Raw genomic sequence first — 26347 nt, 5'->3', positions numbered from 1 at the left:
ATGAAGAAGCGCGAGCCGATTTCTACCGGGTCAGAGTGGACTTTCGAACTGATCCAAAAATATGATGCAGAAATATCCCGGGTTGCAAAACACTATGGCCTGGATACATACCCTAACCAGATTGAAGTAATCACCTCTGAACAGATGATGGACGCATACTCTTCTGTAGGTATGCCGCTGAATTATAACCACTGGTCGTACGGCAAACAGTTTGTCTCCACAGAGCAGCAGTACAAACGCGGCCAAATGGGCCTTGCATACGAAATAGTTATTAACTCAGATCCATGTATTTCTTACCTAATGGAAGAAAACACTATGACGATGCAGGCGCTCGTTATTGCCCACGCCTGCTATGGCCATAATTCATTCTTCAAAGGTAACTATCTGTTCCGAACCTGGACAGATGCCTCAGCAATTATCGACTATCTGCTATTTGCCAAAAACTACATCGCAAAATGCGAAGAGCGCCATGGCCTGGAGGCAGTAGAACAAATCCTCGATGCCTGTCACGCCCTAATGAATTACGGTGTAAACCGATATCAGCGACCTCAACCCATTACCCCCGATGAAGAAAAAGCCCGCCAGGCGGAACGTGAAGAATACGTTCAGAGGCATATAAATCAGCTCTGGAATACCATCCCCAAAAAAGATTCTGAAGAAGTTGTACATGAAATACGCTTTCCCAAAGATCCTGAGGAAAACTTACTTTACTTTATTGAAAAAAATGCACCATTGCTTGAATCATGGCAACGTGAACTGGTACGGATTGTTCGTAAAATTGCGCAGTACTTTTATCCTCAGCGCCAAACTCAGGTAATGAACGAAGGCTGGGCCTGTTTCTGGCATTACACCTTATTAAATCATCTGCATGATGAAGGTCTGGTGACCGATGGCTTTATCATGGAGTTTCTTCACTCTCATACCAGCGTAGTCTATCAGCCTCCATTCGACTCACCTTACTTTAGCGGTATAAACCCTTATGCGCTCGGCTATGGGATGATGCAGGATATCCGTCGTATTTGTGAAAACCCAACCGATGAGGATCGTGAATGGTTCCCGGATATCGCTGGCAGTGACTGGAATGAAACGATTCAGGACGCGATGCGGAACTATAAAGACGAAAGCTTCATTTTACAGTTTTTGTCCCCTAACATGATTCGCGAACTTAAGTTGTTCACAATTGACGATGACAGCCGTAGCAGCACATTACAAATAAGTGCTATTCACAATAACAGCGGCTATCAGAAGGTTCGCGAAAATCTTGCGGCGCAATACAATATCGGTAACCGAGAACCTAATATACAAGTGTATAACGTTGACGTCAGAGGTGACCGCTCGCTAACGCTGCGCCATTACATACACAGCGGCCAGCCGCTTGGAGACTCAACTTTCGAAGTCCTCAAGCATTTACATATCCTCTGGGGATTTGATATCCATATGGAATCTGTCACTCCGGAAGGAAATGTACAAAAAAACTTCCACTGCCCTCTGCAGCCAGAAGCTGCAACCGCAGAATAACTTATTGGCGCCTGCACCACCGGCGCCTGTTTTCCCCCGGTCTATAGCTTATTCAGCCAGCCCCTATTAGTATCAACCACAAAGCCAATAAGACAACACTTAAGGACGCATCATGGATTGCCTTTTCTGTAAAATTCTTAAGCAGGAAATACCTGCTCAAATCGTTTACGAAGATGACAAAGTTATCGCTTTTAACGACATTAATCCTGAAGCCCCTACCCATGTACTGATTATTCCCCGCAAACACATTGCGACCATTAATGATATTGGACCTGAAGACTGTGAGCTTGTTGGGCATATGGTTTTAGCAGCTAACAGCATTGCTAAACAGGCAGGCTTCGCTGAAGACGGCTATCGCACGGTATTCAACTGTAACGAAGATGGCGGACAAACTGTTTATCATATTCATCTTCACCTGTTGGGTGGAAAACCAATGGGCTGGCCTCCTTATCAGGAAAAACTCAAAACTGCCTGATATTCAGCGGCTAATTCAAATTCATTTATAAAATCGCTCCAGATACAACCCTAATCAAGTCCGGTATTCAATGCCGGGCTTAATCTGTTTTCGTTACTTTCATACCATTCAATAATGACCTGATTTCTTCAAAGTTAAACTTTTGTCGCACATCAATGAATATCAAATCTTACTGCTGATCTTCGCATATCTGGTATTTATATATTGCAGTGCAACATAGCACCGCGCAGAATACGTCTATCGATAAGACACTGCAGAGATAGCCCAATGACGCTTTCCCGCTTTGACCACATCATTAGCCAGTCACATCAATATCCGCCTTTAAAAACAGCCATAGTCCATCCTGTTGAACCAAACGGCCTTAATGGTGCACTTGATGCCGCAGAGAAAGGAATTATCGCTCCGGTTCTAATTGGACCAGCCCAACGCATTCAGGTACAAGCTAAAAAGCTGCAAAGGGACATTAGCCAGTACCCTATTATCGACACTGCCCATAGCCATGCAGCAGCCGAAAAAGCTGTTCAGCTTGCCAGTAAAGGTACTGTAAGCGCTCTGATGAAAGGCGATCTCGCATCGGCAGAATTACTCAGTGCTATTCTGAATAAAGCCAGCGGGCTCAGAATCGAGCGCAGACTAAGCCATGCTTTTTTGCTGGATATTCCCCGTTATCATAAACCACTTGTAATTACTGACGCTGCTATTAACGTCACCCCGGATCTGCAAGTAAAAGCCGACATACTACAAAATGCCATCGACCTTTGCTTATCTCTGGGTATCACAACACCTAAAGCAGCAATCCTTGCTGCTATTGAAAAAGTAAAACCTGGTATGCCCAGTACAATTGATGCTGCGGCGCTGTGTAAAATGGCCGACAGACATCAAATTCACGGCGCTATTGTTGATGGTCCTCTAGCCTTCGATAATGCTATATCGCTACAGGCAGCCAGAGATAAACATATTCAGTCTCCGGTCAGTGGTGATGCCGATATCCTCCTGGCGCCGGACTTAGAAGCGGCCAACATGCTGGCCAAACAACTGATATATTTAGCTAACGCCCGTTCTGCAGGCTTAGTACTCGGGGCGAGCGTGCCTATAGTGCTGAATAGTCGGGCAGATGGCAGTGATGCGCGCCTGGCATCCTGCGCATTGGCTGCATTAACCGTACAACATAAGCATCAATCCTTAACAGAGATTCTGACAGACTCATGAGCTTAATCCTTACCGTAAACGGCGGTTCATCCAGCCTTAAATGTGCACTCTTTATCCGTTATGCAGACCACGACGAATGCCTGTACAGATTTCGCTTCAGTAATATTCTTGAACAGGCACAGGTACTTGTTCGACGCGATAAAGCGTTTGGCCGTGAAGCCAGTGTTGAACAAAACGACTTACCGCTGACAGATATACCTAAGGAAGAGCGTCATCAGGCCTGCCTGAAATATGTGATGGAATGGATTGATGCTCAATTTCTGGATGCAGAAATATGCGCCTTCGGTCATAGAGTCGTGCACGGTGGGGACATGTTCACCGCACCGGTTCTAGTGACTGATGATGTCATGCAAAAACTTGAAACACTCATTCCACTTGCACCGTTACATCAGCCTTATAATTTAAAACTTATACAAGTCTGTCAGGAGCTGATCCCTTCAGCCATTCAGGTTGCAAGCTTTGATACTATGTTCCATCACAGCCACGCTGCAGAAGAAAAGTATTACGCAATTCCCCGTGAATATAGTGAAGCCGGCATTCATAAATATGGGTTTCATGGACTGTCTTACGAGTTTATTAATCATAAGCTCGAAGAACTTTCTGAACAGGACAAACACGCTAACACTATCGTTTGTCACCTTGGCGCCGGAGCCAGCATGTGTGCAATTAAAGATGGTAAATCCATCGCCTCCAGTATGGGATTCACTGCTGTAGAAGGCCTCCCAATGGGTACCCGTTGCGGCACTATCGACCCGGGCGTACTGTTATTTTTACAACGTCACTACCAACTGGATAATGATCAGTTGGAAAACGTACTCTATCAACAAAGTGGTTGGCTGGGCGTATCCGGAGAAAGTGCCGACATGCTTACCCTGAGACACAGTGACAATCCACATGCACAAGAAGCAATAGACATGTTTTGCTATCGGGCTGCTCTGGAAATTGGTCGGTTAAGTGCCGCCTTGGGGGGGCTTAAGCAGCTTGTTTTTACCGGCGGTGTAGGCGAAAACGACTGCTATATCCGTGAGCAGATTTGCCAGCGCAGCGCTTGGCTAGGTGTAAAAATTAATGACCTTGCTAATAGCAATAACTTAAGTTGTATCAGCACAGCAGAAAGTAGCATTAGCGTACGTGTAATCGCGACCAATGAAGAAGCAATGATTGCACAGCATACTGAAGAAGTTATGGACTGGCTGGCCGCACGGGAAGAACAGGCCGCAGTTTAATTTGCGCGTTAATTAAACAAAAAATGCCGGATCAAAGTCCGGCATTTTTATGTGTATTATGTTTACCTTTACTCTTATTTAGCTACGCTGGCGCACCGCTTCAAATAAACACACCCCGGTCGCCACTGATACGTTAAGGCTACTCACCTCTCCAGACATAGGTATCTTGATCAGGTGATCGCAATGTTCACGGGTTAAACGACGTAAACCTTTACCTTCAGCGCCCATCACCAGAGCCATAGGGCCTTTCAGATCTGCATCATACACCATAACTTCCGCTTCACCGGCAGTACCGGTAATCCAGATACCCCGCTGCTGAAGATCTTTCATTGTCCGGGCCAGATTTGTAACCTGAACATATGGAACAGCATCAGCAGCGCCACAGGCAACCTTACTGACAGTCCCATTAAGTGGTGCAGATTTATCTTTAGGTGCAATAACAGCATGTACACCTGCTGCATCCGCAGTACGCAGACAAGCACCTAAATTATGCGGATCAGTCACGCCGTCTAAAACCAGTAAAAACGCGGGCTCGTCAATACGCTCAAGCAATGAGTTCAAAAATTGCTCATTTTTTGCCTGTACCAGCTCACAGCCGAGTACAACTCCCTGGTGCACGCCATCACCAGCCATCTCATCCAGCTGTTTGCGCTGAACCTGAACACATTTAATATTACTCTGCTGCGCCAGATGCAAAATTTTCTGCACCTTATCATCCTGTCGCCCTTTCAGAATCAGCAATTCACGACAACGCTTAGCATCGCGTTGTAAAGCAGTAGTGACGGCATGAATACCAAAAATATAATCAAGCTGCATGGTGATTCTCCGTCTGAAGCCAGTCATTCGCCTGCGTAGCTGTTAGCGCAGCAAGCAATTTAATCATTAAAGGGGATGCGTTAAGCGCCGGAATATACTGGTAACCCTGACCACCAGCTCCCTGAAACACTTCACAATTTTCAACAGCAATTTCTTCCAGAGTTTCCAGACAATCGGCAGCAAAAGCCGGACAAATCATATCAACTGATTCACAGCCGTCTTTCGCTAAAGATTCCAGCGTTTTATCTGTATAGGGCTGTAACCACTGCATAGGTCCGAAACGCGACTGAAAAGTTTGCTGCCACTGGTTTTCCTGTAAACCCAGTTTACTGGCCAGTAATGCAGATGTCTGCTGACACTGTATAGCATAAGGGTCGCCTTTATCGGCATACTCCTGAGGGATACCATGAAAGGACATAATAAGCTTTTCACTACGACCATTCTCCTGCCAGAAACTTTGTACGCTGTCTGCCAAAGCTTCTATATACATCGGATGATCGTGATAATCCTTGACAATACGTATATCCAGTAAATTACGCTGTTTTTTCTGAAACGCATGAACCTGATCATAAATTGGCGCAGTTGTTGTTGCAGAATACTGTGGATACAGAGGAATAATCAGCACCCGCTCGTAACCGGCGCTGGCCAAATCTGACAAACGCTTCTGTAGCCCTGGTGATCCATACGTCATAGCAGGAAACACCTGCACATTTGCAGCCGGAAATGCACTTTGCAGGTGGACAGTTAAACCTGCCACTTGCTGATTCAGAATTTTACGCAGCGGAGAATCACCATCCCAGATACTGGCATAGAGTTTCGCAACCTTTTTTGGCCGTACATTCAGAATAATAAAGTTCAGTACTGCCAACCAAAACAAGCGGCGCAGCCCTTTACCTTCCACTACCCGAACATCAGACAAGAAAGTTTTAAGATAACGGCGGACAGCACCAGGGGTCGGCTCATCCGGAGTTCCCAGATTTACCAATACGACAGCGAGTTTTTGCTGTGTCATTGAGATTCCTAACCAATCAACAATTCAGGCGGCATTATCCCAGAATTCCAACGTTAACACAGCCGGTTAATATCAAATTACGGGCACAAAAAACGGGCCTTACGGCCCGTTTATATATTCAGATCACATGATCAGTGATTAAGAATCTGACTAAGGAACAACTGAGTACGTTCATGCTGCGGATTATTGAAGAATTCTTGCGGCTCATTTTCTTCAATTATCTGACCGCCATCCATGAAGATAACCCGATCGGCAACGGTTTTCGCAAAGCCCATCTCGTGAGTTACACACAACATGGTCATACCTTCGTTTGCCAGCTCAATCATTACATCCAGTACTTCCTTGATCATCTCAGGGTCAAGTGCGGAGGTAGGTTCATCGAACAGCATAACATCAGGGTTCATACACAGAGATCGGGCAATCGCCACACGCTGCTGCTGACCACCGGACAACTGACCTGGATATTTCAGTGCCTGTTCAGGAATTTTTACCCGCTCCAGATACTGCATAGCCATAGCTTCAGCTTCTTTACGTGGTACTTTCTTCACCCAAATAGGTGCCAGTACACAGTTTTCCAAAACCGTTAAGTGCGGAAACAGATTAAAGTGCTGAAACACCATACCGACATCTTTACGGATAGCGTCAATCTTCTTGATATCAGATGCCAGCTCGATGCCGTTTACAAAGATATCACCTTCCTGATGCTCTTCCAGATGGTTGATACAGCGAATCATTGTTGACTTACCTGAACCAGAAGGCCCGCAAATTACGATCTTTTCACCGCGCTTCACATCCAGGTTAATATTTTTCAGCACATGGAAATCACCGTACCATTTGTTCATGTTACGGATCTGAACCATCAACTGATCTTCTTGCTTATTAACTTCACTCATTATTCTAACTCCAGAATCAGGCTCGATTTCCGTGACCGGTATGCAACATTTTTTCTAAATTCTGACTGTAACGAGACATACCGAAACAGAAAATCCAGAATACGAAGGCAACAAACACATAACCTTCCGTTGCATAGCCAATCCACTTAGGGTCGTTTTGTGCTGCCTGAACAATAGCCAGCAGATCAAACAGACCGATAATCAATACCAGACTGGTATCTTTAAACAGCGCTATAAAGGTGTTAACCACACCCGGAATCATCAGCTTCAGAGCCTGCGGAAGAATGATCATAACCATCTTCTGCCAGTAACCCAGTCCCAAAGCATCAGCCGCTTCGTACTGCCCTCTTGGAATTGCCTGCAAGCCACCACGAATAACCTCTGCCATATAAGCAGTCTGGAACATGGTAATACCAATCAGGGCACGCAGTAATTTATCGAAGTGCATATTTTCCGGTAAGAACAATGGCAGCATTACTGACGCCATGAACAGAACCGTAATTAGCGGAACTCCCCGCCAAATTTCAATGTAAGCCACTGAAAAGGCACGCACGATTGGCATTTCAGAACGTCGTCCTAATGCCAGCAGAATCCCAAGCGGTAAAGCAGCAACAATACCGACAACAGCCAGTACCAGTGTCAGGCTCAGCCCACCCCACTTATGAGTTTCTACATGCTCAAGCCCAAAATACCCACCGCTTAACAGCACGAAGGCAATAAAAGGAAAAACAGCCAGCGTGAAAACCGCAACTAATCCTTTTTTAGGCAGGTTCGGCCATACGAGCCAGGCAATGCAGGCAACAAAAACCACAAACGTCAGATTCAGACGCCAGGTTTCATCTGCCGGGTAAAAGCCATACATAAACTGGTCAATACGCTGAGTAATAAACACCCAACACGCACCACCACTTGTACAACTTTCTCTGCTGGAACCCACCCAGTCTGCACTGAAGAAAACCCAGTCAAATATAGGTGTAAGCCAGATATAGCACAGGAATATCAATAGTAACGTCGCAATACTGTTTTTTGGTGTATTGAACAGATTCGTACGTAACCAGCCAACTAAACCGATAGTACTCGCCGGTGCGGGCAGAGTAGGTTGTTGTTCATAAATCATAAGCCCGCCTCCTAACGTTCTATCAGCGACATGCGCTTGTTATACCAGTTCATAAACAACGAGGTGAGGATACTCATGGTCAGATAAACTGCCATGGTCATCGACATAATCTCAACTGCCTGTCCCGTCTGGTTTAGCGTCGTTCCTGCAAATACCGCCACAAGATCCGGATATGCAACCGCTGCAGCAAGCGAAGAGTTCTTCGCCAGGTTCAGATACTGACTGGTCAACGGTGGAATAATCACTCGCATTGCCTGAGGAATAACAATCAGACGTAACGTACGAACCTTCGGCAAGCCTAAAGCAGATGCAGCCTCAAGCTGACCATTTGGCACGGCCAAAATACCTGCACGCACTGTTTCAGCAATAAATGCTGCGGTATAGATAGTCAGCGCAAGCCATAATGCAACCAGCTCAGGTATAAGCGTCATACCTCCGCGGAAGTTAAAGCCTTTCAGAACCGGATAATCGAGATGCATCGGCATTCCAGCCAACATGAATACGATTAGCGGCAAACCAATAAGCAGACCAAGCCCGGCCCAGAATGTTGGAAAAATCTGACCTGTCTGGTCCTGCCTCTTATGTGCCCAGCGTGACATTACAAACGTCAGGACAACACCTACAGCAAAAGCACCAATTACCAGATTAAAACCACCTTCTGCGACAGGAGCTGGCATAGATAAGCCCCGGATGTTCAGAAAACTGCCGAGAAACTCAATGCTCTGACGCGGTGAAGGCAAGGTTCGAAGAACCGCAAAATACCAAAAGAAAATTTGCAGTAACAAAGGGATGTTACGAAATATTTCGATATATACCGCTGATAATTTAGCAATCAGCCAGTTATCAGACAGACGCGCAACACCCATTACAAAACCAAGGATGGTAGCGGCGATAATACCCAGTACAGAAACTAAGAGAGTGTTAAACAGGCCTACGAAGAAAGTCGTCCCGTAGGTAGAAGATTCATTGTACTCAATCAGGGAAAGAGGAATACCGAAACCAGCCTTCTGAGATAAAAAGGCAAAACCAGTGGTGATACCACGTTGTTCAAGGTTATTAAGGGTATTCGAAATAAGAGAACCGGCAAAAAGAAGAATTGCGCCAATTAAAAGAACCTGGAAAAGAAGTGCTCGTTTTGCCGGATCATTCCAAAAACGAGTTTTCTCTCCCGGAGGCGCGCTGCGAGATAGATCGGTAGGCATATAAAATCTCCGCTCATCTGATGATCACTGCGATAAGTTCTGCAGTTGTAACTTATCTGATAATCAGACGGTTTATTTCATAAGATGACCCCGGGACACCATAGGTGCGCCGGGGTTTCAGCTAATGATTTAAATTAGCGGATTGGTGGAGCGTACAGGAAACCACCCTGATTCCACAGAGCGTTGATACCACGATCAATGCCCAGTGCAGAACCCGCACCCAGGTTACGGTCGAAAGACTCACCGTAGTTACCTACCTGCTTAATAATGCGGTAAGACCAGTCATCATCTACACCCAGACCTTTAGACAAACCTTCAGAACCGCCCAGCAAACGCTGGATACTTGGGTTCTTGCTGTTCGCTTTCAGATCATCAACGTTAGCTGAAGTTACACCCAGCTCTTCCGCGTTGATCATAGCGTTCAGAGACCACTTAACCATGTTGAACCACTGGTCATCAGCCTGCTTAACAGATGGTCCCAACGGCTCTTTAGAAATTACTTCTGGCAGAGCAACTACAGAGTTTGGATCACCCATGCGTGAACGCAGTGCGAATGCCTGAGATAAATCGGTTGTGAAGGCATCACAACGGCCAGTATCAAATGCTGTAGCAGCCTGATCGTTAGTATCAAAAGTTACCGGAGTGTGAGCCAGACCATTTGCGTTGAAATAATCAGCAGTATTCAGCTCAGTTGTAGTACCTGACTGGATACAAATAGTTGCACCGTCCAGATCTTTAACGCTGCTTACACCCAGATCTTTCTTAACCAGGAAGCCCTGACCGTCATAATAGTTAACACCGGCAAAGTTAATACCTAACTGGCTGTCACGGGTCAGTGTCCAGGTTGTGGTACGGGATAACACATCAATCTCACCGGAAGACAAGGCGGTGAAACGCTCTTTCGCTGTCAGAGGGATATACTTAACCTTGCTGGCATCGCCCAGTACAGCAGCTGCAATTGCACGACATACGTCGACATCAAGCCCTGTCCAAACACCTTTATCATCAGGTACAGAGTAACCAGGTACACCGGAGCTTACACCACACTGCAAAGAGTCACGTTCTTTAACGCTGTCTAAAGTGCCAGCAAAAGATGCAGAAGATGCAAGAGCCGCAGATACTGCAGCGGCGGTCATTAATTTTTTATTGAACATTGAAAGTGTCCTCACGATAGTTTTGTCCAAACACAGTTTTATTATTTTTTTGCAGTCTTGAAACGGTAAATCTATTCAAGATGAGCTATTCAAACACACCAATTTAATAACATGAGCTATTTTCAGGCGCAACACAGCCGTCGGTTAAATATAGTACAAAAACAACGTGTAACTGACCGTCAGGTAAAAACTAAAGAACTTAAATGTCCGTTTAAACACCGCTAAAACCAGCATATTTCCTCGGTTTCCAGCTCAGAATGTAGTAAATATCACTGACGCAAAAAATTCTCTGGATAAAGTTAAAAACAAGAAAAAACTGTGCGTTATTCTGCACATAATCATTTCTACTTAATTAAAACTCCCTAATATAAAGGCCTTAGCGGTGATTAGTGCTGTGCAAAATTTAGTCACACTAGCCCATAAAACAAACACTCAGACAAAAAAATGGGCCATCAGGCCCATTTTTCATGTTGATAATTAGTGATTACGCATCAAGCGATGCAAATACTGCATCACGGATATCATCTACGCTGCCTACGCCGGCAATGTATTTATACTGTGGCGCAGACTCTGGTGTTTCATCAGCCCAACCTTTGTAATAGCTAACCAGAGGCGCTGTTTGCTCATGGTAAACACCCAGACGCAAACGTACGGTATCTTCATGATCATCGTCACGCTGGACCAACTCTTCACCGGTCGCGTCATCCTTGCCTTCTTCTTTAGGCGGATTAAAAACAACGTGATATGTACGGCCAGAGCCCGGATGAACACGGCGACCACTCATACGCTTGATGATTTCTTCATCAGCCACATCAATTTCTACGACAGCATCAATCTCTACACCGGCGTCTTTCATAGCATCAGCCTGAGGAATCGTACGAGGGAAACCATCAAACAGACAACCGTTTACGCAGTCAGCTTCAGTAATACGCTCTTTCACCAGTCCAATAATAATGTCATCAGACACCAGGCCACCTGCGTCCATTACCTTCTTCGCTTCAATACCCAGTGGTGTGCCAGCTTTCACCGCCGCACGCAGCATATCGCCGGTTGAGATCTGTGGAATGCTGTACTTGTCACAAATGTATTGTGCCTGAGTACCTTTACCTGCACCTGGGGCGCCTAAAAGAATAATACGCATATCAGGATTGCTCCTCGTCAATTTATAATAATCTGGACTCAGGCTGCCTTAGCAACCGGAGTAAAATTCTGTTCCGAACTCTTGTACGTCACGCATCGTATGCGTGTATCGCCAGCCCTGCTTAACTCGGTGAAATCTGCTCAGACACCGGCGCTTCGCTCTGACTTGTCAGCAATATAAAACTGCCAAAGCAAATACAAGCCATCAAGGCTAGTCAAAACCGCTGTCGGGTTCAACCCCCTAATAGGCTAACATCTTGCCCGGATACGACAGTTTTAGCCTGAAACAGGATTATCCGGTGTTTCGCATCCCCGCAGAGATACCTGCCATGGTAATCATCAGTGCCTGTTCAAGCTTTTCATCCGGCTGATTTCTGTCGCGATAAAGCAATTCAGCCTGTAATAAATGCAGTGGATCAATATAAGGATTACGTACATCTATCGACTGTCTGATCACCGGATTTTCCACCAGCAATTCACTCTGATTTTTTATCTGCTTCACCAGAGAAACAGTATGTGCCAACCGGCAACGCAGATCCGCACCCAGAACCGTCAGTTCATCTGAAACCAGACGTTTATCGTAATAAGCAGCAATATTTTCATCTGCTTTAGCCACCACCATTTCCAGCATATCTATATACGAACGAAAAAAAGGCCACTGCTGCCTCATCTCAGTAATCAGGGACAACTGCTTATGATCAACGGCTTCCTGTAAAGCATTATCACTGCCTAACCATGCAGGTAACATCAGGCGGATCTGAGTCCAGGCAAAAATCCAGGGAATCGCCCGCAGACTTTCAACACCGCCATCAGCTTTACGTTTAGCTGGCCGGCTGCCTAAAGGTAACTTCGCTAACTCCTGCTCCGGTGTCGCTGCACGAAAATACGCAACAAACTGCGGATCATGACGTACCACCTGTCGATAGTGCCGCAACCCTGTGCCAGACAATTGTGTCATGAGTTCGCGCCACTCAGGCTTTGGTTTAGCATGAGGTGCTAAGGTAGCCTCCAACGTCGCTGACGCATACAGCTCCATATTTCTTTCAGCAATTTCAGGTACACCAAACTTAAAGCGGATCATCTCCCCCTGCTCAGTGACTCTTAAACTACCATTTACTGACCCTGGTGGTTGCGCCAGTATCGCTGTATGGCTTGGTCCGCCGCCACGGCCAACGGTACCACCACGGCCATGAAACAGCTTCAGATGTACATCATGGGATTTACACAGTGCAGTCAGCGCTTCCTGCGCACGGTATTGCCCCCACGCAGCGGCTAACTGACCAGCATCTTTAGCTGAGTCAGAATATCCAATCATAACTTCCTGATGCCCCTGGATATAAGCTTTGTACCAGGGAATATCTAACAGTTGCTCAATACAACTGCTCGCATTGTCCAGATCATCAAGAGTTTCAAACAACGGCACAACTGCAATATTGTGCTGAATACCCATTTCCCTCAACAACAGAATAACTGCCAGTACATCAGAAGGCTGGCTCGCCATAGAAATCACATAAGAACCTAAAGCATCAGCCTCTTCACGGGCAACCACTTTACAAGTCGCAATGACTTCCGCAGCATCATCTGAAGGCTGCCAGCGAGAAGGTAATAAAGGCCGTTTATTTTGTAACTCACCAATAAGGTATGTCTGCTTTTCAGTTTCTGACCAGCTTAAATAACCACCAAGTTCATAATATTCGCATAACTCCGCTATTACCTGTTCATGACGGTCGGCGTTCTGGCGAATATCTAAACGCACCAGACTCAGACCGAAGCAGGACACTCGGCGTAACATATCCTGTAGCAGGCCATCAGCAATGACGTCCATACCGCATTGTCGCAAAGAGCGATCAATCAGCATCAAGGGAATGACCACCAGCTCACGGGTAATAATCATGTCATCTCGATCTACCGGCATTCCCTGTAAGCATTGCTGAAGGCTCTGCTGACTGGTACGGAAACGTTGTCGCAATTTTCTCAGTAATTCCCGGTATGGCTCTTTATGGTCCCCCACTGCTGCACGCAATTCATCAGAGCAGTCCGCCATCGACAGCTCAATCCGCAGCTGCTCAATATCTTTCAGATATAAGTCTGTCGCCATCCAACGCGACAATAGCAAAACCCGCTCTGTCACATCCGCGGTTACATTTGGATTACCATCCCTGTCGCCTCCCATCCAGGAAGCAAAACGAACCGGAGCAGCATCAAGAGGCAAGTGATGACCAGTTGCATCGAATAACTGTCGGTCTAAGCGCCGCAAGAACGCTGGAACTGCCTGCCATAAAGAGTTTTCAATAACCGTAAAGCCCCATTTAGCCTCATCAACAGGCGTTGGGCGGTGAGTACGAATTTCATTGGTATGCCAGGCCTGGGCAATCAGATCCTGTAAACGGTACCGCACGGACTCGTCCCGATCGTTGCGCTTAAGGCAGTCGGTTATGGCATCAAATTTCTGAATAAGGGTACGGCGGTTAACTTCTGTGGGATGTGCAGTCAGTACCAGCTCTACATCTAACTGACTTACCTGATTGGCGATGTCCTGTTTACTAAGTCCCTGATGAAGCAAACGCCCCAACAAGCCACAGAAAGAATCACTGTGGCATGCATCAAGAATTCCCGAACGACGTCTCACACGATGGTGTTCTTCTGCAATATTGGCAAGGTTTAAAAACTGGCTAAATGCTCTGGCAACTGCAAGCAGCTCATCGTCTGATAACTGCCCCAGTGTTTCCAGCAATTCATCATCCGCAGGTTGTCCTAAGGCTCTCGCCTGTTTGGCTAAATGGCGTATCTGCTCAATTTTTGCTACAAAATCATCGCCGCGTTGCGCCGCAATAATTTTCCCCAAACAATCCCCCAGCATCCTTACATCATCGCGTAGGTCTTCGTGCAGACTATTCATCGTAATCTCCTCAGACGGGCATTTGATTACGATATTACTCCAATCTGATGCTGGCACAATAGGCCGAACGGACGAGTAAGAAAGGCTAATAAATGAACTGAAAAACTCAGTTTTGGATCAAACGATCCAGGCTGGATTTAGCTGTTTCCAGCAGGCCATCATTAGGAAAATGAATCCGCCACCTGGTTTCAGCAGCGTCTTTAAGCGTAATAACCAGCTGGTGATTCATTCGCTCCTGCTGGCTATTCAGTTGAAAAGTCATATCAATACCGGCGACCTGATCGAAAGAAGTACGCACAAATCCATCAGGGTATAAAACTGCCAGCTGCTGACGCACTTCGCTAATAAGAATAGCCGGTGAGCCATCTAGTTCTGAAGTAACAACAAAGCCTTCAGCTAACAGTAATTGACGCTGATCTGCTTCGCGGAAGTGATTCCACACCGCCAGCAACATAATCAAACCTGCGATAACAATAAACTTAACCGGTGGTAAGCCCATAATTATTTCCTGTCGGCCACTAAAGAACTGTTATTACAGCCCTTTCAGTTTTGCTTCATCCCACCAGGCATCTAATTCATCCAGACTATAAGCATGCCAGTCACCTTTTCCGGCATCTACCTGATCTTCAATATAATTAAAACGGCGTTCAAATTTCTGATTACAGCCACGTAATGCAGTATCCGGATTAATACCTAAATGCCGTGCCAGATTTACCTGAGCAAAAAGCAAGTCGCCAAACTCATCACGCACTTCATCTAAATTACCCTCAGCAATAGCTTCACGTAACTCTGCAATTTCTTCTTCGATTTTATCTAAAACCGGTAATGCCGCCCCCCAGTCAAAACCCACTTGAGAGGCCCGACGGGTCAGTTTTTCAGCTCGGGTAATCGCCGGTAATGTTCTGGGAACATCATCTAACACCCGCATTTTAGCCACCGGTTTATCAGCACGTTCCTGACGCTTTATTGCTTCCCAGTTAGCTTTAATCTCAGCATCCGTTAATTCGCCACCGACACGCTCAGCAGTGAGCTCTCCATCAGGAAATACATGGGGATGGCGCCGAATTAGCTTAGTTACAAGACCATCAATTACGCTTTCGAAATCAAAACTGTTTTGTTCTTTACCCAGTTGCGCATAGAAAATAACCTGAAAGAGTAAATCACCTAACTCATCCTGAAGATGCGGCCAGTCTTTACGCTCGATAGTATCAGCAACTTCGTAAGCTTCTTCTAATGTATGGGGAACAATACTCGCAAAATCCTGCTTTATATCCCATGGACAGCCGGTCTGCGGATCCCGCAGACGGTTCATCAAATAAAGTAAATCATCCAGAGTATATGACTTCATGAAATATTCCTGCTGCAGCGGCCTGCTACAGACCGCTGTTACGCTGACGATGCACGTCTGTTACGTTTTGAACCTGATTAATCTTATCCATAATCCGCCCCAGCAGATCCAGACGACCAATCTCAACAGTCAGACTCAACTGAGCAACGTTGCTCTTCTTATCAGACCGGGTCTGAGCAGCAATGACATTGATATCCTCATTAGCCAACACCATCATCACATCACGCAGTAGTCCAGAGCGGTCAAAAGCTTCAATAAAGATATCGACCGGATAAGTCGATTCACCTTCTTCGCTCCAGCTTACTTCAATGATTCGCTCTGCTTCGTTCTGACGTAGCTGGAACGCATTGTTGCAATCTTCCCGGTGAATCGAAACGCCACGGCCCAAGGTGATATAACCAATGATAGGATCACCCGGAACCGGCTTACAGCATGAAGCAATTGTGGTCAGCAGATTACCAACACCACGAATCTTAATACCTTCATAGGTTTCAGATGACTTCTCAACAAAAGACGGCAACTCCAGATCCAGCTGTTCATCAACCTGCTCTGTTTCTACCTGCTGTTGCGCAGCATTAATAATCTGGGATAAACGCAAGTCTCCGGCACCGAGTGCAGCGTTCATATCTTCTGAATTTTTGTAATTAACCTGTTCAGCTAACTGACTAAAATTAATTTCTGCTAACTCAATCGCAAGACGGTGGAATTCGCGTTCGACTATCTTACGACCCGCTGCAGCATTCTTATCTTTATCCTGCTCTTTAAACCAGTGTTGTACTTTGGCACGGGAGCGGGAATTAGTGATATAGCCAAGGTTAGAGTTCAACCAGTCACGACGGGGATGCTCCACATTCGAGGTTAGAATTTCAATCTGATCACCGGTTTGCAGTTGGCGAGTCAGTGGAACTATTCTGCCATTCACCTTTGCACCACGGCAACGGTGGCCAACTTCAGTATGTACCCGATAAGCAAAGTCCACCGGGGTTGACTCAGAAGGCATATCCACCACATGACCATCAGGTGTAAACACGTACACCCGGTCGTGGGTTACATCACCACTGATCATATCTGAGAATTCTTCACTGCCACCCAGATCTTCAGTCCATTCAAGAACCTGACGCAACCAGGCGATCTTCTCTTCATAAGAAGAACTTTGCGACTGAGTATCTGTTCCCTTATAAAGCCAGTGGGCACATACACCCAACTCAGCTTCTTCGTGCATCGTATGAGTACGGATCTGAATCTCAAGTACCTTATTATCCGGACCAAATACAGCGGTATGCAGAGAGCGATACCCGTTTGCTTTCGGAGATGCTATGTAATCGTCAAACTCATGCGGAATATTGCGCCATAAACCATGCACAATCCCAAGTACGGTATAACAGTCACGAATTTCAGGAACCAGAATCCGTACCGCACGAATATCATAGACCTGATTAAAGTCGATATTCTTACGCTGCATTTTGCGCCAGATACTATAAATATGTTTGGCACGGCCAGACATATCACCTTTAATACTGGCCTGATCTAACTCAGTATCCAGGATTTCAAGCACAGTGCCGATGAACTCCTGACGGTCGAGACGTTTTTCGTCCAGTAAACCTGCAATGCGCTTGTAATCATTCGGTTTCAGGTAACGAAACGAAAGGTCTTCCAACTCCCACTTTATATGGCCGATACCCAAACGGTGCGCCAAAGGGGCATACACATCAAACACTTCACGGGCGACGATATAACGCTTCTTGCGGGAACCCTGTTTTACACCACGAATAGCACAGGTACGCTCTGCAATCTTGATCAGAACAACACGGACATCATCAATCATCGAGACCAGCATACGCCGGACGTTATCTAATGGATTTCCGCTCTGCCCAAGTACTTTTTCACGACGGGGATTCTGCCGACTGCCAATCGCAGCCATTTGCAGGACGCCATCGACCAGCTTTTCAATTTTTGCACCAAACCGACGGCGAACATCATCCAGCGCCAGTTTCTGTTCACGCACACTGCGATACAGAATCGCAGCCACCAGTGCATCCTGATCCTGATTTAGCTCAATCAGAATCTGTGCCATTTTCAAACCTGTGACGTAACTGTCTTCTGTTTCAGCCCAGGCTTCTTCTGGCGGTGCTTCCTGACCTTTTAAACTTTGTGCTAACTCACAAGCCTGACGAACGACTTCTACATCATCCAGCTCGACCTGTTCTTGTAAACGTTCTATCCATAAATCCAGATCAACACTGCCGTCATCATGAATAGGATGATCTTCACGTACTTTAACCATGGCTCACGCCACTCCCTCTATGCCAGCAAAGCGATACCTTGCTGTGCTTGTTTACCCCTGAGAAACACACTTATAATTTTTATTCTTTACTACTGCTCAATTGTTACTGCTCAACTAGCTACGACTAAATCAGTCACTGCTATTAACAACGCGTTCTTACAACTGCTTTAAACCAAGAGTGTACAAACAACCTTAAACCCCTTAGATATTGCGCGCACATTTTAGTCTGTATGACCATCGATAGCGAGCAAGTTCAGTTTTATTAAGTGATACCCTAAAACGTAAAAAGGCAGCCGAAGCTGCCTTTTGAAAGTTTTCCAGCAGTCTTAACTCTTAAATACACCTGTGGATAAATAGCGGTCTCCACGGTCACAGATAATGCAAACAATGACAGAGTTTTCAACTTGCTGTGCTATCCGTAATGCACCGGCAACAGCCCCTCCTGAAGACACACCACAAAAGATACCTTCTTCTTTAGCTAAGGCACGCATAGTGTTTTCCGCTTCTTCCTGGCCAATATCAAGCACTGTATCAACACGAGAAGCATCAAAAATAGATGGCAAATACTCTTCTGGCCAACGACGAATCCCCGGGATAGAAGCACCATCACTTGGCTGCAGGCCAATAATTTCAACATCCGCATTCTGTTCTTTCAGGTAACGGGACGTCCCCATAATCGTACCGGTTGTCCCCATAGAACTAACAAAGTGCGTGATTGTACCCTGAGTCTGCTGCCAGATTTCCGGACCAGTACCTGTATAATGCGCTACCGGATTATCCATATTCGCAAACTGGTCTAACACAACACCCTGTCCTTCAGCCTGCATTTTCAGAGCCAGATCACGGGCACCTTCCATGCCTTCGTCAGACGTAACAGTAATGAGCTCAGCACCATAGGCCGTCATTGAGGCTTTTCGTTCTTCACTGCCATTATCTGGCATGATCAGCTTCATTTTGTAACCTTTGATAGCTGCAGCCATCGCCAACGCAATCCCGGTATTACCCGATGTCGCTTCAATCAGGATATCACCCGGTTTGATATCACCACGGTCTTCAGCTTGCTGGATCATACTCATCGCAGGACGGTCTTTTACTGAGCCCGCTGGATTATTACCTTCCAGCTTACACAGCACAGTATTACCCTTGCCAACATCCAGGCGCTGCAAACGCACCAGCGGTGTATTGCCGACATAATCTTCGATGGTTGGGAATTGAATCGTCATAAGTCACCTGACAAGCCCACACAGACGGGCGCATAAATATAACTTTTTTGCATAAAAAAACTGTTTTTTAAAATGCAATCTATATAGCGGATACTAACGAGACAGTCAGTAAAGCTCAAGTGAAACTACCACATGCAATCGCTACTTAAGTGGTAAAGCTACCGATCAGTTTTCCGCGATAACAAAAGCAACAACATGTGTCTGCTCATCACTGTAGGACAAATGCCAGGCGCGAATACCTGCGGCCTCAGCCCGGGATTCAGCATTTCCGGTCACTGCTAGCAAAGGCTTACCAAGTGCATCATGACTCACCTCGAACTGCTGCCAGCCGATACCATGGCCAATACCAGTACCTAAGGCTTTTACGGCTGCTTCTTTGGCGGCAAATCTTTTTGCCAAAAACCTGGCTGGCTGAGCACTTTCAGCAAACGCTTCACGCTCAGCCGGCGTCAGAATTCGATCTGACAACTTTGGCGTTCGTGCCAGCGCCAGTTCAATTCGGGCGATATCAAGAATATCAGTGCCTATTCCACAGATCATAACAGCCGCTTACTTACCAGACTGCAACGCATCACGCTGTGGCTGGATACGCGCTTGTGTGACCCGTAATAAATCACGCATTTCAGAAACCGCTTCTTTCAGACCAACAAACACTGCTCTGGCAATGATGCCATGCCCAATATTTAGCTCTGCAAGTTCAGGGATTTCGGCAATCTGCTCGACATTATGGTAATGCAGACCATGGCCCGCATTAACAATTAAACCTTTACGATACGCATAACTGGCCGCTTCACGAATACGGCTAAGCTCTGCCGCTTGCTCTTCTGCAGTTTCAGCATCCGCGTATGCCCCCGTGTGTAATTCGATCACTGGCGCACCGCAGCGAATTGTCGCATCAATTTGTGCATTATCCGGATCTATAAACAATGAGGCTTCTACACCAGCAGCAGCCAGACGGTTACAGGCAGCTTTTACTTTAGCTTCCTGACCGACAACATCAAGACCACCTTCAGTGGTTAATTCTTCACGCTTTTCAGGCACCAGACAGGCATGGGATGGCTTTACTTTTTCCGCAATGGACAACATTTCATCTGTAACCGCCATCTCGAAATTCATACGGGTCTGCAGCGTTTCAGCTAACAGATAGATATCCCGGTCCTGAATATGCCGACGGTCTTCACGCAAATGAACGGTAATACCATCAGCACCAGCTTCTTCTGCCATCGCAGCTGCCTGTACCGGATCAGGGTAACGTGTACCACGCGCCTGTCGTAAGGTCGCGATATGGTCAATATTAACCCCAAGAAGTAAGCGTTTCGGTTCGATCACTGTAATCCCCTAATACACCGCGCTCTGTTGAGCCGGCCAAATAAAAACAAAATATAAGTAAGTACTAAACGAAACTACTCAAGAACAAATTAAGTCGTTACCTTAGTTACTAATAATTTCTGACAACCTAAGTATTTATTTTAGTGAATAACTCACGGCTGCGTAAACGCTGATGTCCGAGTAAATGATCAAACACCTGACGCATTAATCGCTTAGCGGTTCTACGCACATCTGCCTGACTATACTCTTCCCCGGACATTGCCTGCAGTAATTCAGACGGAAATGCAGCACGATTCATCGGGCTGGTCTGATAAAAGCCCTGTTCAGGATGAAAACAATAATGACGCTCAGGTAAGCACCGGGAAAAGTCGAAATCATAGCCAAGTTGTTGCAGGAGCTGACGTTCAAAAACCCGCAGAGCGACCTCGATATCCTCCCCGGACAATAACTCATTCAGAACATACTGATAATACACATAGAGTTTGGGATGAGGATTAATATTCTGCAGCAACCTCTCAAGTAACTCATTAACATAGAGGCCACATAAAAGTGAAGATCCGGTAAGAAATATCGGTGCGGCAACGGCTTCAGCACTGACCAGAGTTTTCAGATCCTGCCTTCCACGCCAACTTATCTGTAACGGCGTAAAAGGCTGCAGTACCGCACGAAATTTAGACTTCGCATTACGCGCGCCTTTTACAACAGCACTCACTTTACCCTGCTCCAAGGTAAAGAAGTCTACCAGCGCACTGGTATCCCGATAAGGTCTGCTATGTAAAACGTAAGCAGCTTGTGCATCAATCTGAAAAGCCATGTTAAGCCGCCAGCCAGATATTCAGATCAGTCCAGATCGTTATAACCAAGACTGCGCAAGGCGCGCTCATCATCAGACCAGTTAGAGCGTACTTTGACCCAAAGGTTTAACATAACCTTAGTTTCAAACATGTCTTCCATATCAATACGGGCATCCCGGCCAATACCTTTAATCTTGGCGCCCTTATCGCCAATAACGATACGCTTCTGACCTTCCCGCTCAACCAGAATCAGGGCATGAATGTTGAGTATGCCGCGTTCATTTCTACCAAACTCTTCAATTTCAACTGTCGTACCATAAGGCACTTCATCACCCAGATTTCGCATCAGTTTTTCACGCACTAACTCCGCCGCTAAAAAGCGCGAACTACGGTCAGTAATCTGATCTTCTGGATAAAAGTGCATACTCTTAGGCATCTGAGCATTAATCGCCGACTCAAGACGGTCAACGTTCGTGCCTTTTTCTGCAGAAATTGGAATAATTTCGTGGAAATCCATCTTTTCTGACAACACAGCCAGATGCGGTAATAAAGACTCTTTATCTTCCAGCTGATCAATCTTATTCACAGCCAGAATAACCGGACACTTCGCCCCCTGAACCTTATCAAATACAATCTGATCTTCTTCTGTCCAGGCAGTACGGTCAATAATAAAGATAACCGCGTCCACATCTCTCAATGCTGAACTCGCGGCTTTATTCATATAGCGATTAATCGCTTTATCCTGATCTTTATGTAAGCCCGGTGTATCTACATAGACAACCTGAATATCACCTTCAGTCTTGATACCTGAAATCTGATGACGGGTCGTCTGTGGTTTCCGGGAAGTAATACTTAACTTCTGACCAAGAATATAATTTAGCAGGGTAGATTTACCGACATTGGGCCGACCAACAATGGCCACAAAACCGCAGTGCTGATTATCATTCGGCTCAGCCAGCATATAACTCAAATCACGACTCATGCTACATCTACCTTCAGTTCTATCAGCGCCTGACGTGCTGCTTCTTGTTCAGCCTGACGACGACTGTTACCAACACCTTCGGTTGGCTTCTCCAGTAAACTCACAGTACAGCGAATATAAAAAGTCTGCTGATGCGCCTCACCTTCAACTGACATCAGTTCATATTCAGGTAAAGCAACCCGGCGGGACTGTAAAAACTCCTGCAAACGGGTTTTAGAATCTTTCTGGGTATTCTGTAAATTGGTTTGCTCAAGACGCGCTTTGTACCAATCAAGTACATAGCCGCGGCAGACTTCCATATCGCTGTCTAAATAAATCGCACCGATAATAGCTTCAACCGCATCCGCCAATATTGAATCGCGCCTGAAACCACCACTTTTCAGTTCACCCGAGCCGAGCTTGAGATAATCTCCAAGCTTCATTTCACGGGCAATTTCCGCAAGGGTTTCGCCTTTAACAAGTTGCGCACGAAGACGGCTAAGCTGACCTTCCTTTGCTTCAGGAAAGCGCCTAAACAGCGCCTCAGCAATTACGAAATTCAGAATAGAATCGCCAAGAAATTCCAAACGCTCATTATTGCGCTTTCCATGGCTACGGTGGGTTACGGCCAGCTCTGCCAGACTTTCATCTTTAAAAGTGTAATCAAGCTTACGGGCTAACTCAGTGACAGACTTAATAATCAACGGGGAATCACTTCATACTTCTCATCAAACTTTACCAAAGCAGCAACATTATAAAACATTGGCACTTCGACCTGGTAATTCAGTGTAATAGTTAATACACCAGCGTCCCGCTCCAGTTTAAGCGCTTCTTCAGAAGGCAACTTAACCTGGTTAATACGAAAACGCTTAGACAACAAAATTCGAATCTCACGATTCGATTTAGCAATATCTGACTTATTTTCAGTCAGCTCAACAACAGTAGAATTAATAAGATAGTGATCAAAATATACCGGATAAAGCTTCAGGCCCACCGCAGCAAAAATACCGATCACCATCAAAATCATCATTGTGGAAAAAAAAGATGCTCCACGCTGTTGTCGTCTCATATTGCAGACCTCTCTGAGGTTACTTAATCATCCTGGCATCGCCAAAACTTGGTATGGAGAAGAAAGAGTTCCAGTGCATCCACACCGAAAACGCTTTACCCACCAACAACTCATCAGGAACAAAGCCCCAGTAACGGCTGTCGTTACTGTTGTCGCGGTTATCCCCAACCATGAAGTAATGCCCTTCCGGTACATCCCATTCGGTTTGACGAGGTTGCGGAGAAGGTAACAAGTCACGATAAATCTCATGTTTAACTGTACCTAACTGCTCCGTCATCAGCTCTCTTGTTGGCCTTGCAGGCGGTATCTGAGCTAACACATCTAACTTCTGAGCCTCGCCATTAACGTATAGCACTTTGTTGACATACTCAATGTGGTCGCCAGGCAAACCGACAACACGTTTAATGTAATTAACGGTAGGCTGTTTCGGGTATTTAAACACCACTACATCGCCACGCTGAGGATCCCCAACAGGAATAACTTTAGTGCCCAGAACCGGTAAACGGAAACCGTATTCCCATTTATTCACCAGGATAAAGTCACCAATTTTCAAAGTAGGCAACATTGATCCGGATGGAATCTGGAACGGTTCAACCAGAAAAGACCGTAAAATCAAAACGACAAATAACACCGGAAATAATGAACGGGCAGTATCAATCAGCGGATTTTCTTTATTCAGACCATCCAGCATATCATCTGAAAGCGTTAAGCCATTCTCTTCTGCCTGGGTCGCTGCAACGGCTATCCTCTGACGGCGGTTCGCAGACAGCTTTACCCGGTCATATACCCAGCCCAGCAAAGCAAGAAAGGTTAGCGATACCAGCACCAGTGCAAAATCAAAGTCCATGCTTATTCCTAGTTATCTACTTTTAATACCGCCAGGAATGCGTCCTGAGGAATCTCAACACGACCAACCTGCTTCATTCGTTTCTTACCTTCTTTCTGCTTCTGCAGCAGTTTCTTCTTCCGGCTAACATCACCACCGTAACACTTAGCGGTTACGTTTTTACGCAGCGCCTTAACGTTGGTTCGGGAAATTATTTTGCCACCAATAGCCGCCTGAATCGCAACATCAAACATCTGACGCGGAATCAGTTCTTTCATCTTTTCACACAACATACGGCCACGGTACATGGCATTATCTTTGTGAAGAATAACGGACAGAGCATCTACCTTCTCACCGTTGATCAGAATATCCAAACGTACCAGTTTTGCTTCTTCAAAACGTACGAAGTTGTATTCCAGGGATGCGTAGCCACGGCTAACTGATTTCAAACGATCGAAGAAATCCAGTACCACTTCAGCCATTGGCAATTCGTAAGTAATCTGTACCTGATTACCGACAAAATTCATTTGTTTCTGAACGCCACGCTTATCGACACACAAACCAATGACCTGACCCAGATAGTCTTGTGGCACCAGAATGTTTGCTTCAACGATAGGCTCACGCATTTCATTAACAGAGCCAAGATCAGGTAACTTGGACGGACTGTCGATATGAATAATATCTTTATTATTCAGCTCCAACTCGTAAACTACTGTCGGCGCAGTAGTAACCAGATCAAGGTTATATTCTCGCTCCAGGCGCTCCTGAATAATTTCCATATGCAGCATACCCAGGAAACCACAACGGAAACCAAAGCCAAGTGCATCAGATGATTCAGGCTCAAAGAATAAAGATGCGTCGTTCAGCGTCAGTTTATCCAGCGCTTCACGGAAATCTTCATAATCATCAGAACTGGTAGGGAACAAACCGGCATAAACTTGCGGCTGTACCTTCTGGAAACCCGGCAGACTTTCTACTTCAGGCGTTTTTGAATGCGTAATGGTGTCACCCACAGGCGCACCGTGAATGTCTTTAATACCAGCAACAACAAAACCTACTTCGCCTGCTTTCAGTTCGCCAGTCTCAACCCGTTTTGGCGTAAAAATACCTACGCTGTCAACACCTTGTACCTGACCGGTAGACTTAATAACAATCTTATCTTTCTTACGAAGTACACCTTGTTTAACTCGCACCAGCGATACAACACCAAGATAGTTATCAAACCAGGAGTCGATAATCAAAGCCTGAAGCGGTGCATCTACACTACCTTCTGGTGCAGGAATAGCTTCAACCAACGCTTCCAGTACATCATCAATACCCAACCCGCTCTTCGCGCTACAAGCTACTGCGTTACTCGCATCAATGCCGATAACTTCTTCAATCTCCAGGCGAACTCTATCAGGTTCGGCCTGAGGTAAATCCATTTTATTCAGGACAGGTAATACTTCCAGCCCCTGTTCCAGCGCGGTATAGCAATTGGCTACTGACTGGGCTTCGACACCCTGCGCCGCATCAACTACGAGTAATGCGCCTTCACATGAAGCCAGTGAACGGGATACTTCATAACTGAAGTCCACATGACCCGGTGTATCGATAAAGTTCAGCTGATACGTTTCACCATTTTTCGCGGTGTAATTCAGCGTGACACTTTGCGCCTTAATTGTAATGCCGCGCTCACGCTCAATATCCATTGAGTCAAGCACCTGCGCTGCCATCTCACGTTCAGACAGACCTCCACAGGTCTGAATAAAACGATCCGCCAGGGTAGATTTACCATGATCGATATGGGCAATAATTGAAAAATTTCGAATATGATCGAGCTTACTCACCGTGCATTCACCAGCATAAGATA

24 protein-coding genes are annotated in these 26347 nt (G+C 45.9%); 4 read left to right on the top strand and 20 right to left on the bottom strand.

The window, feature by feature from the left end; translation table 11 throughout:
• The 4 genes from OCU49_RS05790 to OCU49_RS05775 all read left to right on the top strand — a co-directional run bounded on the left by OCU49_RS05790 (position 1) and on the right by OCU49_RS05775 (position 4428).
• Positions 1 to 1518, top strand: a complete 1518-nt coding sequence (locus tag OCU49_RS05790; protein ID WP_261844032.1) for a SpoVR family protein — start codon at positions 1 to 3, stop codon at positions 1516 to 1518.
• Between the two features lie 112 nt (positions 1519 to 1630).
• The gene (locus OCU49_RS05785; protein WP_261844031.1) at positions 1631 to 1993 is read left to right on the top strand and encodes a histidine triad nucleotide-binding protein; all 363 of its coding nucleotides are present in this window, start codon (positions 1631 to 1633) and stop codon (positions 1991 to 1993) included.
• 267 nt (positions 1994 to 2260) lie between these two features.
• Positions 2261 to 3202 carry a bifunctional enoyl-CoA hydratase/phosphate acetyltransferase gene (locus OCU49_RS05780; RefSeq protein ID WP_261844030.1) on the top strand — a complete coding sequence of 314 codons (942 nt, stop codon included), beginning with the start codon at positions 2261 to 2263 and terminating at the stop codon, positions 3200 to 3202.
• Entirely contained in the window at positions 3199 to 4428 is a 1230-nt protein-coding gene (locus OCU49_RS05775) for an acetate/propionate family kinase (protein WP_261844029.1), read from the top strand. The genes OCU49_RS05780 and OCU49_RS05775 overlap by 4 nt, the downstream gene beginning before the upstream one ends.
• A 78-nt stretch (positions 4429 to 4506) precedes the next feature.
• On the opposite strand, the gene rlmB is transcribed toward OCU49_RS05775, so the two are convergent.
• From rlmB to lepA, 20 genes are all read right to left on the bottom strand, one after another.
• Positions 4507 to 5244, bottom strand: coding sequence for a 23S rRNA (guanosine(2251)-2'-O)-methyltransferase RlmB (gene rlmB, locus OCU49_RS05770; protein ID WP_261844028.1), 738 nt, complete (start codon positions 5242 to 5244; stop codon positions 4507 to 4509).
• Positions 5234 to 6256, bottom strand: a complete 1023-nt coding sequence (hemH, locus tag OCU49_RS05765) for a ferrochelatase (RefSeq protein ID WP_261844027.1) — start codon at positions 6254 to 6256, stop codon at positions 5234 to 5236. Before hemH ends, rlmB begins: the two co-directional genes overlap by 11 nt.
• 131 nt (positions 6257 to 6387) lie before the next feature.
• Positions 6388 to 7116: an amino acid ABC transporter ATP-binding protein gene (locus OCU49_RS05760; RefSeq protein ID WP_261845200.1), complete on the bottom strand. Its 729-nt coding sequence runs from the start codon at positions 7114 to 7116 to the stop codon at positions 6388 to 6390.
• 49 nt (positions 7117 to 7165) lie between these two features.
• Positions 7166 to 8266 (bottom strand): amino acid ABC transporter permease, encoded by a 1101-nt coding sequence (locus OCU49_RS05755; protein ID WP_261844026.1) that lies wholly within the window; start codon positions 8264 to 8266, stop codon positions 7166 to 7168.
• Between the two features lie 11 nt (positions 8267 to 8277).
• The gene (locus OCU49_RS05750) at positions 8278 to 9468 is read right to left on the bottom strand and encodes an amino acid ABC transporter permease (RefSeq protein ID WP_261844025.1); all 1191 of its coding nucleotides are present in this window, start codon (positions 9466 to 9468) and stop codon (positions 8278 to 8280) included.
• Positions 9469 to 9602: 134 nt separating this feature from the next.
• Positions 9603 to 10622, bottom strand: coding sequence for an amino acid ABC transporter substrate-binding protein (locus OCU49_RS05745; RefSeq protein ID WP_261844024.1), 1020 nt, complete (start codon positions 10620 to 10622; stop codon positions 9603 to 9605).
• A gap of 484 nt (positions 10623 to 11106) precedes the next feature.
• Positions 11107 to 11763, bottom strand: coding sequence for an adenylate kinase (adk, locus tag OCU49_RS05740; protein WP_261844023.1), 657 nt, complete (start codon positions 11761 to 11763; stop codon positions 11107 to 11109).
• A 291-nt stretch (positions 11764 to 12054) separates the two neighbouring features.
• Complete coding sequence (ppc, locus tag OCU49_RS05735) at positions 12055 to 14661, bottom strand: phosphoenolpyruvate carboxylase (protein ID WP_261844022.1); 2607 nt, start codon at positions 14659 to 14661, stop codon at positions 12055 to 12057.
• A 106-nt stretch (positions 14662 to 14767) separates the two neighbouring features.
• Positions 14768 to 15160 (bottom strand): hypothetical protein, encoded by a 393-nt coding sequence (locus OCU49_RS05730; RefSeq protein ID WP_261844021.1) that lies wholly within the window; start codon positions 15158 to 15160, stop codon positions 14768 to 14770.
• A 33-nt stretch (positions 15161 to 15193) separates the two neighbouring features.
• Complete coding sequence (mazG, locus tag OCU49_RS05725; protein ID WP_261844020.1) at positions 15194 to 16009, bottom strand: nucleoside triphosphate pyrophosphohydrolase; 816 nt, start codon at positions 16007 to 16009, stop codon at positions 15194 to 15196.
• Positions 16010 to 16034: 25 nt separating this feature from the next.
• Positions 16035 to 18293, bottom strand: coding sequence for a GTP diphosphokinase (gene relA / locus OCU49_RS05720; protein WP_261844019.1), 2259 nt, complete (start codon positions 18291 to 18293; stop codon positions 16035 to 16037).
• 326 nt (positions 18294 to 18619) lie between these two features.
• Positions 18620 to 19516, bottom strand: coding sequence for a cysteine synthase CysM (cysM, locus tag OCU49_RS05715; RefSeq protein WP_261844018.1), 897 nt, complete (start codon positions 19514 to 19516; stop codon positions 18620 to 18622).
• A 165-nt stretch (positions 19517 to 19681) separates the two neighbouring features.
• Positions 19682 to 20056 carry a holo-ACP synthase gene (locus OCU49_RS05710; protein ID WP_261844017.1) on the bottom strand — a complete coding sequence of 125 codons (375 nt, stop codon included), beginning with the start codon at positions 20054 to 20056 and terminating at the stop codon, positions 19682 to 19684.
• Positions 20057 to 20065: 9 nt separating this feature from the next.
• Positions 20066 to 20845: a pyridoxine 5'-phosphate synthase gene (gene pdxJ, locus OCU49_RS05705; RefSeq protein WP_261844016.1), complete on the bottom strand. Its 780-nt coding sequence runs from the start codon at positions 20843 to 20845 to the stop codon at positions 20066 to 20068.
• A 127-nt stretch (positions 20846 to 20972) separates the two neighbouring features.
• Complete coding sequence (recO, locus tag OCU49_RS05700) at positions 20973 to 21659, bottom strand: DNA repair protein RecO (RefSeq protein ID WP_261844015.1); 687 nt, start codon at positions 21657 to 21659, stop codon at positions 20973 to 20975.
• A gap of 26 nt (positions 21660 to 21685) precedes the next feature.
• Positions 21686 to 22621 carry a GTPase Era gene (era, locus tag OCU49_RS05695; protein ID WP_261844014.1) on the bottom strand — a complete coding sequence of 312 codons (936 nt, stop codon included), beginning with the start codon at positions 22619 to 22621 and terminating at the stop codon, positions 21686 to 21688.
• Entirely contained in the window at positions 22618 to 23301 is a 684-nt protein-coding gene (gene rnc / locus OCU49_RS05690) for a ribonuclease III (RefSeq protein WP_261845199.1), read from the bottom strand. The genes era and rnc overlap by 4 nt, the downstream gene beginning before the upstream one ends.
• Entirely contained in the window at positions 23301 to 23669 is a 369-nt protein-coding gene (locus OCU49_RS05685) for a DUF4845 domain-containing protein (RefSeq protein ID WP_261844013.1), read from the bottom strand. Before OCU49_RS05685 ends, rnc begins: the two co-directional genes overlap by 1 nt.
• 19 nt (positions 23670 to 23688) lie before the next feature.
• On the bottom strand, positions 23689 to 24516 hold the full coding sequence (gene lepB / locus OCU49_RS05680) for a signal peptidase I (RefSeq protein ID WP_261844012.1): 828 nt from the start codon (positions 24514 to 24516) through the stop codon (positions 23689 to 23691).
• A gap of 8 nt (positions 24517 to 24524) precedes the next feature.
• Positions 24525 to 26324 (bottom strand): translation elongation factor 4, encoded by a 1800-nt coding sequence (gene lepA, locus OCU49_RS05675; protein WP_261844011.1) that lies wholly within the window; start codon positions 26322 to 26324, stop codon positions 24525 to 24527.
• Positions 26325 to 26347: the final 23 nt, after the last annotated feature.

The organism is Aliamphritea ceti, assembly GCF_024347215.1.
Classification (GTDB): domain Bacteria; phylum Pseudomonadota; class Gammaproteobacteria; order Pseudomonadales; family Balneatricaceae; genus Amphritea; species Amphritea ceti.
Note: the sequence above shows the minus strand (reverse complement) of the source record. Positions and strands in the feature narration are given on the sequence as shown.

Bases quoted from the DNA above. Each gene is read 5' to 3' on its own strand.
- OCU49_RS05760 (WP_261845200.1), bottom strand. From the start codon at position 7,116: ATGGTTCAGATCCGTAACATGAACAAATGGTACGGTGATTTCCATGTG.
- OCU49_RS05745 (WP_261844024.1), bottom strand. From the start codon at position 10,622: ATGTTCAATAAAAAATTAATGACCGCCGCTGCAGTATCTGCGGCTCTT.
- ppc (WP_261844022.1), bottom strand. From the start codon at position 14,661: ATGAATAGTCTGCACGAAGACCTACGCGATGATGTAAGGATGCTGGGG.
- OCU49_RS05750 (WP_261844025.1), bottom strand. From the start codon at position 9,468: ATGCCTACCGATCTATCTCGCAGCGCGCCTCCGGGAGAGAAAACTCGT.
- OCU49_RS05785 (WP_261844031.1), top strand. From the start codon at position 1,631: ATGGATTGCCTTTTCTGTAAAATTCTTAAGCAGGAAATACCTGCTCAA.
- relA (WP_261844019.1), bottom strand. From the start codon at position 18,293: ATGGTTAAAGTACGTGAAGATCATCCTATTCATGATGACGGCAGTGTT.
- OCU49_RS05685 (WP_261844013.1), bottom strand. From the start codon at position 23,669: ATGAGACGACAACAGCGTGGAGCATCTTTTTTTTCCACAATGATGATT.
- OCU49_RS05780 (WP_261844030.1), top strand. From the start codon at position 2,261: ATGACGCTTTCCCGCTTTGACCACATCATTAGCCAGTCACATCAATAT.
- adk (WP_261844023.1), bottom strand. From the start codon at position 11,763: ATGCGTATTATTCTTTTAGGCGCCCCAGGTGCAGGTAAAGGTACTCAG.
- OCU49_RS05710 (WP_261844017.1), bottom strand. From the start codon at position 20,056: ATGATCTGTGGAATAGGCACTGATATTCTTGATATCGCCCGAATTGAA.
- OCU49_RS05775 (WP_261844029.1), top strand. From the start codon at position 3,199: ATGAGCTTAATCCTTACCGTAAACGGCGGTTCATCCAGCCTTAAATGT.
- hemH (WP_261844027.1), bottom strand. From the start codon at position 6,256: ATGACACAGCAAAAACTCGCTGTCGTATTGGTAAATCTGGGAACTCCG.
- era (WP_261844014.1), bottom strand. From the start codon at position 22,621: ATGAGTCGTGATTTGAGTTATATGCTGGCTGAGCCGAATGATAATCAG.
- rlmB (WP_261844028.1), bottom strand. From the start codon at position 5,244: ATGCAGCTTGATTATATTTTTGGTATTCATGCCGTCACTACTGCTTTA.
- lepB (WP_261844012.1), bottom strand. From the start codon at position 24,516: ATGGACTTTGATTTTGCACTGGTGCTGGTATCGCTAACCTTTCTTGCT.
- recO (WP_261844015.1), bottom strand. From the start codon at position 21,659: ATGGCTTTTCAGATTGATGCACAAGCTGCTTACGTTTTACATAGCAGA.
- OCU49_RS05790 (WP_261844032.1), top strand. From the start codon at position 1: ATGAAGAAGCGCGAGCCGATTTCTACCGGGTCAGAGTGGACTTTCGAA.
- mazG (WP_261844020.1), bottom strand. From the start codon at position 16,009: ATGAAGTCATATACTCTGGATGATTTACTTTATTTGATGAACCGTCTG.
- OCU49_RS05730 (WP_261844021.1), bottom strand. From the start codon at position 15,160: ATGGGCTTACCACCGGTTAAGTTTATTGTTATCGCAGGTTTGATTATG.
- cysM (WP_261844018.1), bottom strand. From the start codon at position 19,516: ATGACGATTCAATTCCCAACCATCGAAGATTATGTCGGCAATACACCG.
- OCU49_RS05755 (WP_261844026.1), bottom strand. From the start codon at position 8,266: ATGATTTATGAACAACAACCTACTCTGCCCGCACCGGCGAGTACTATC.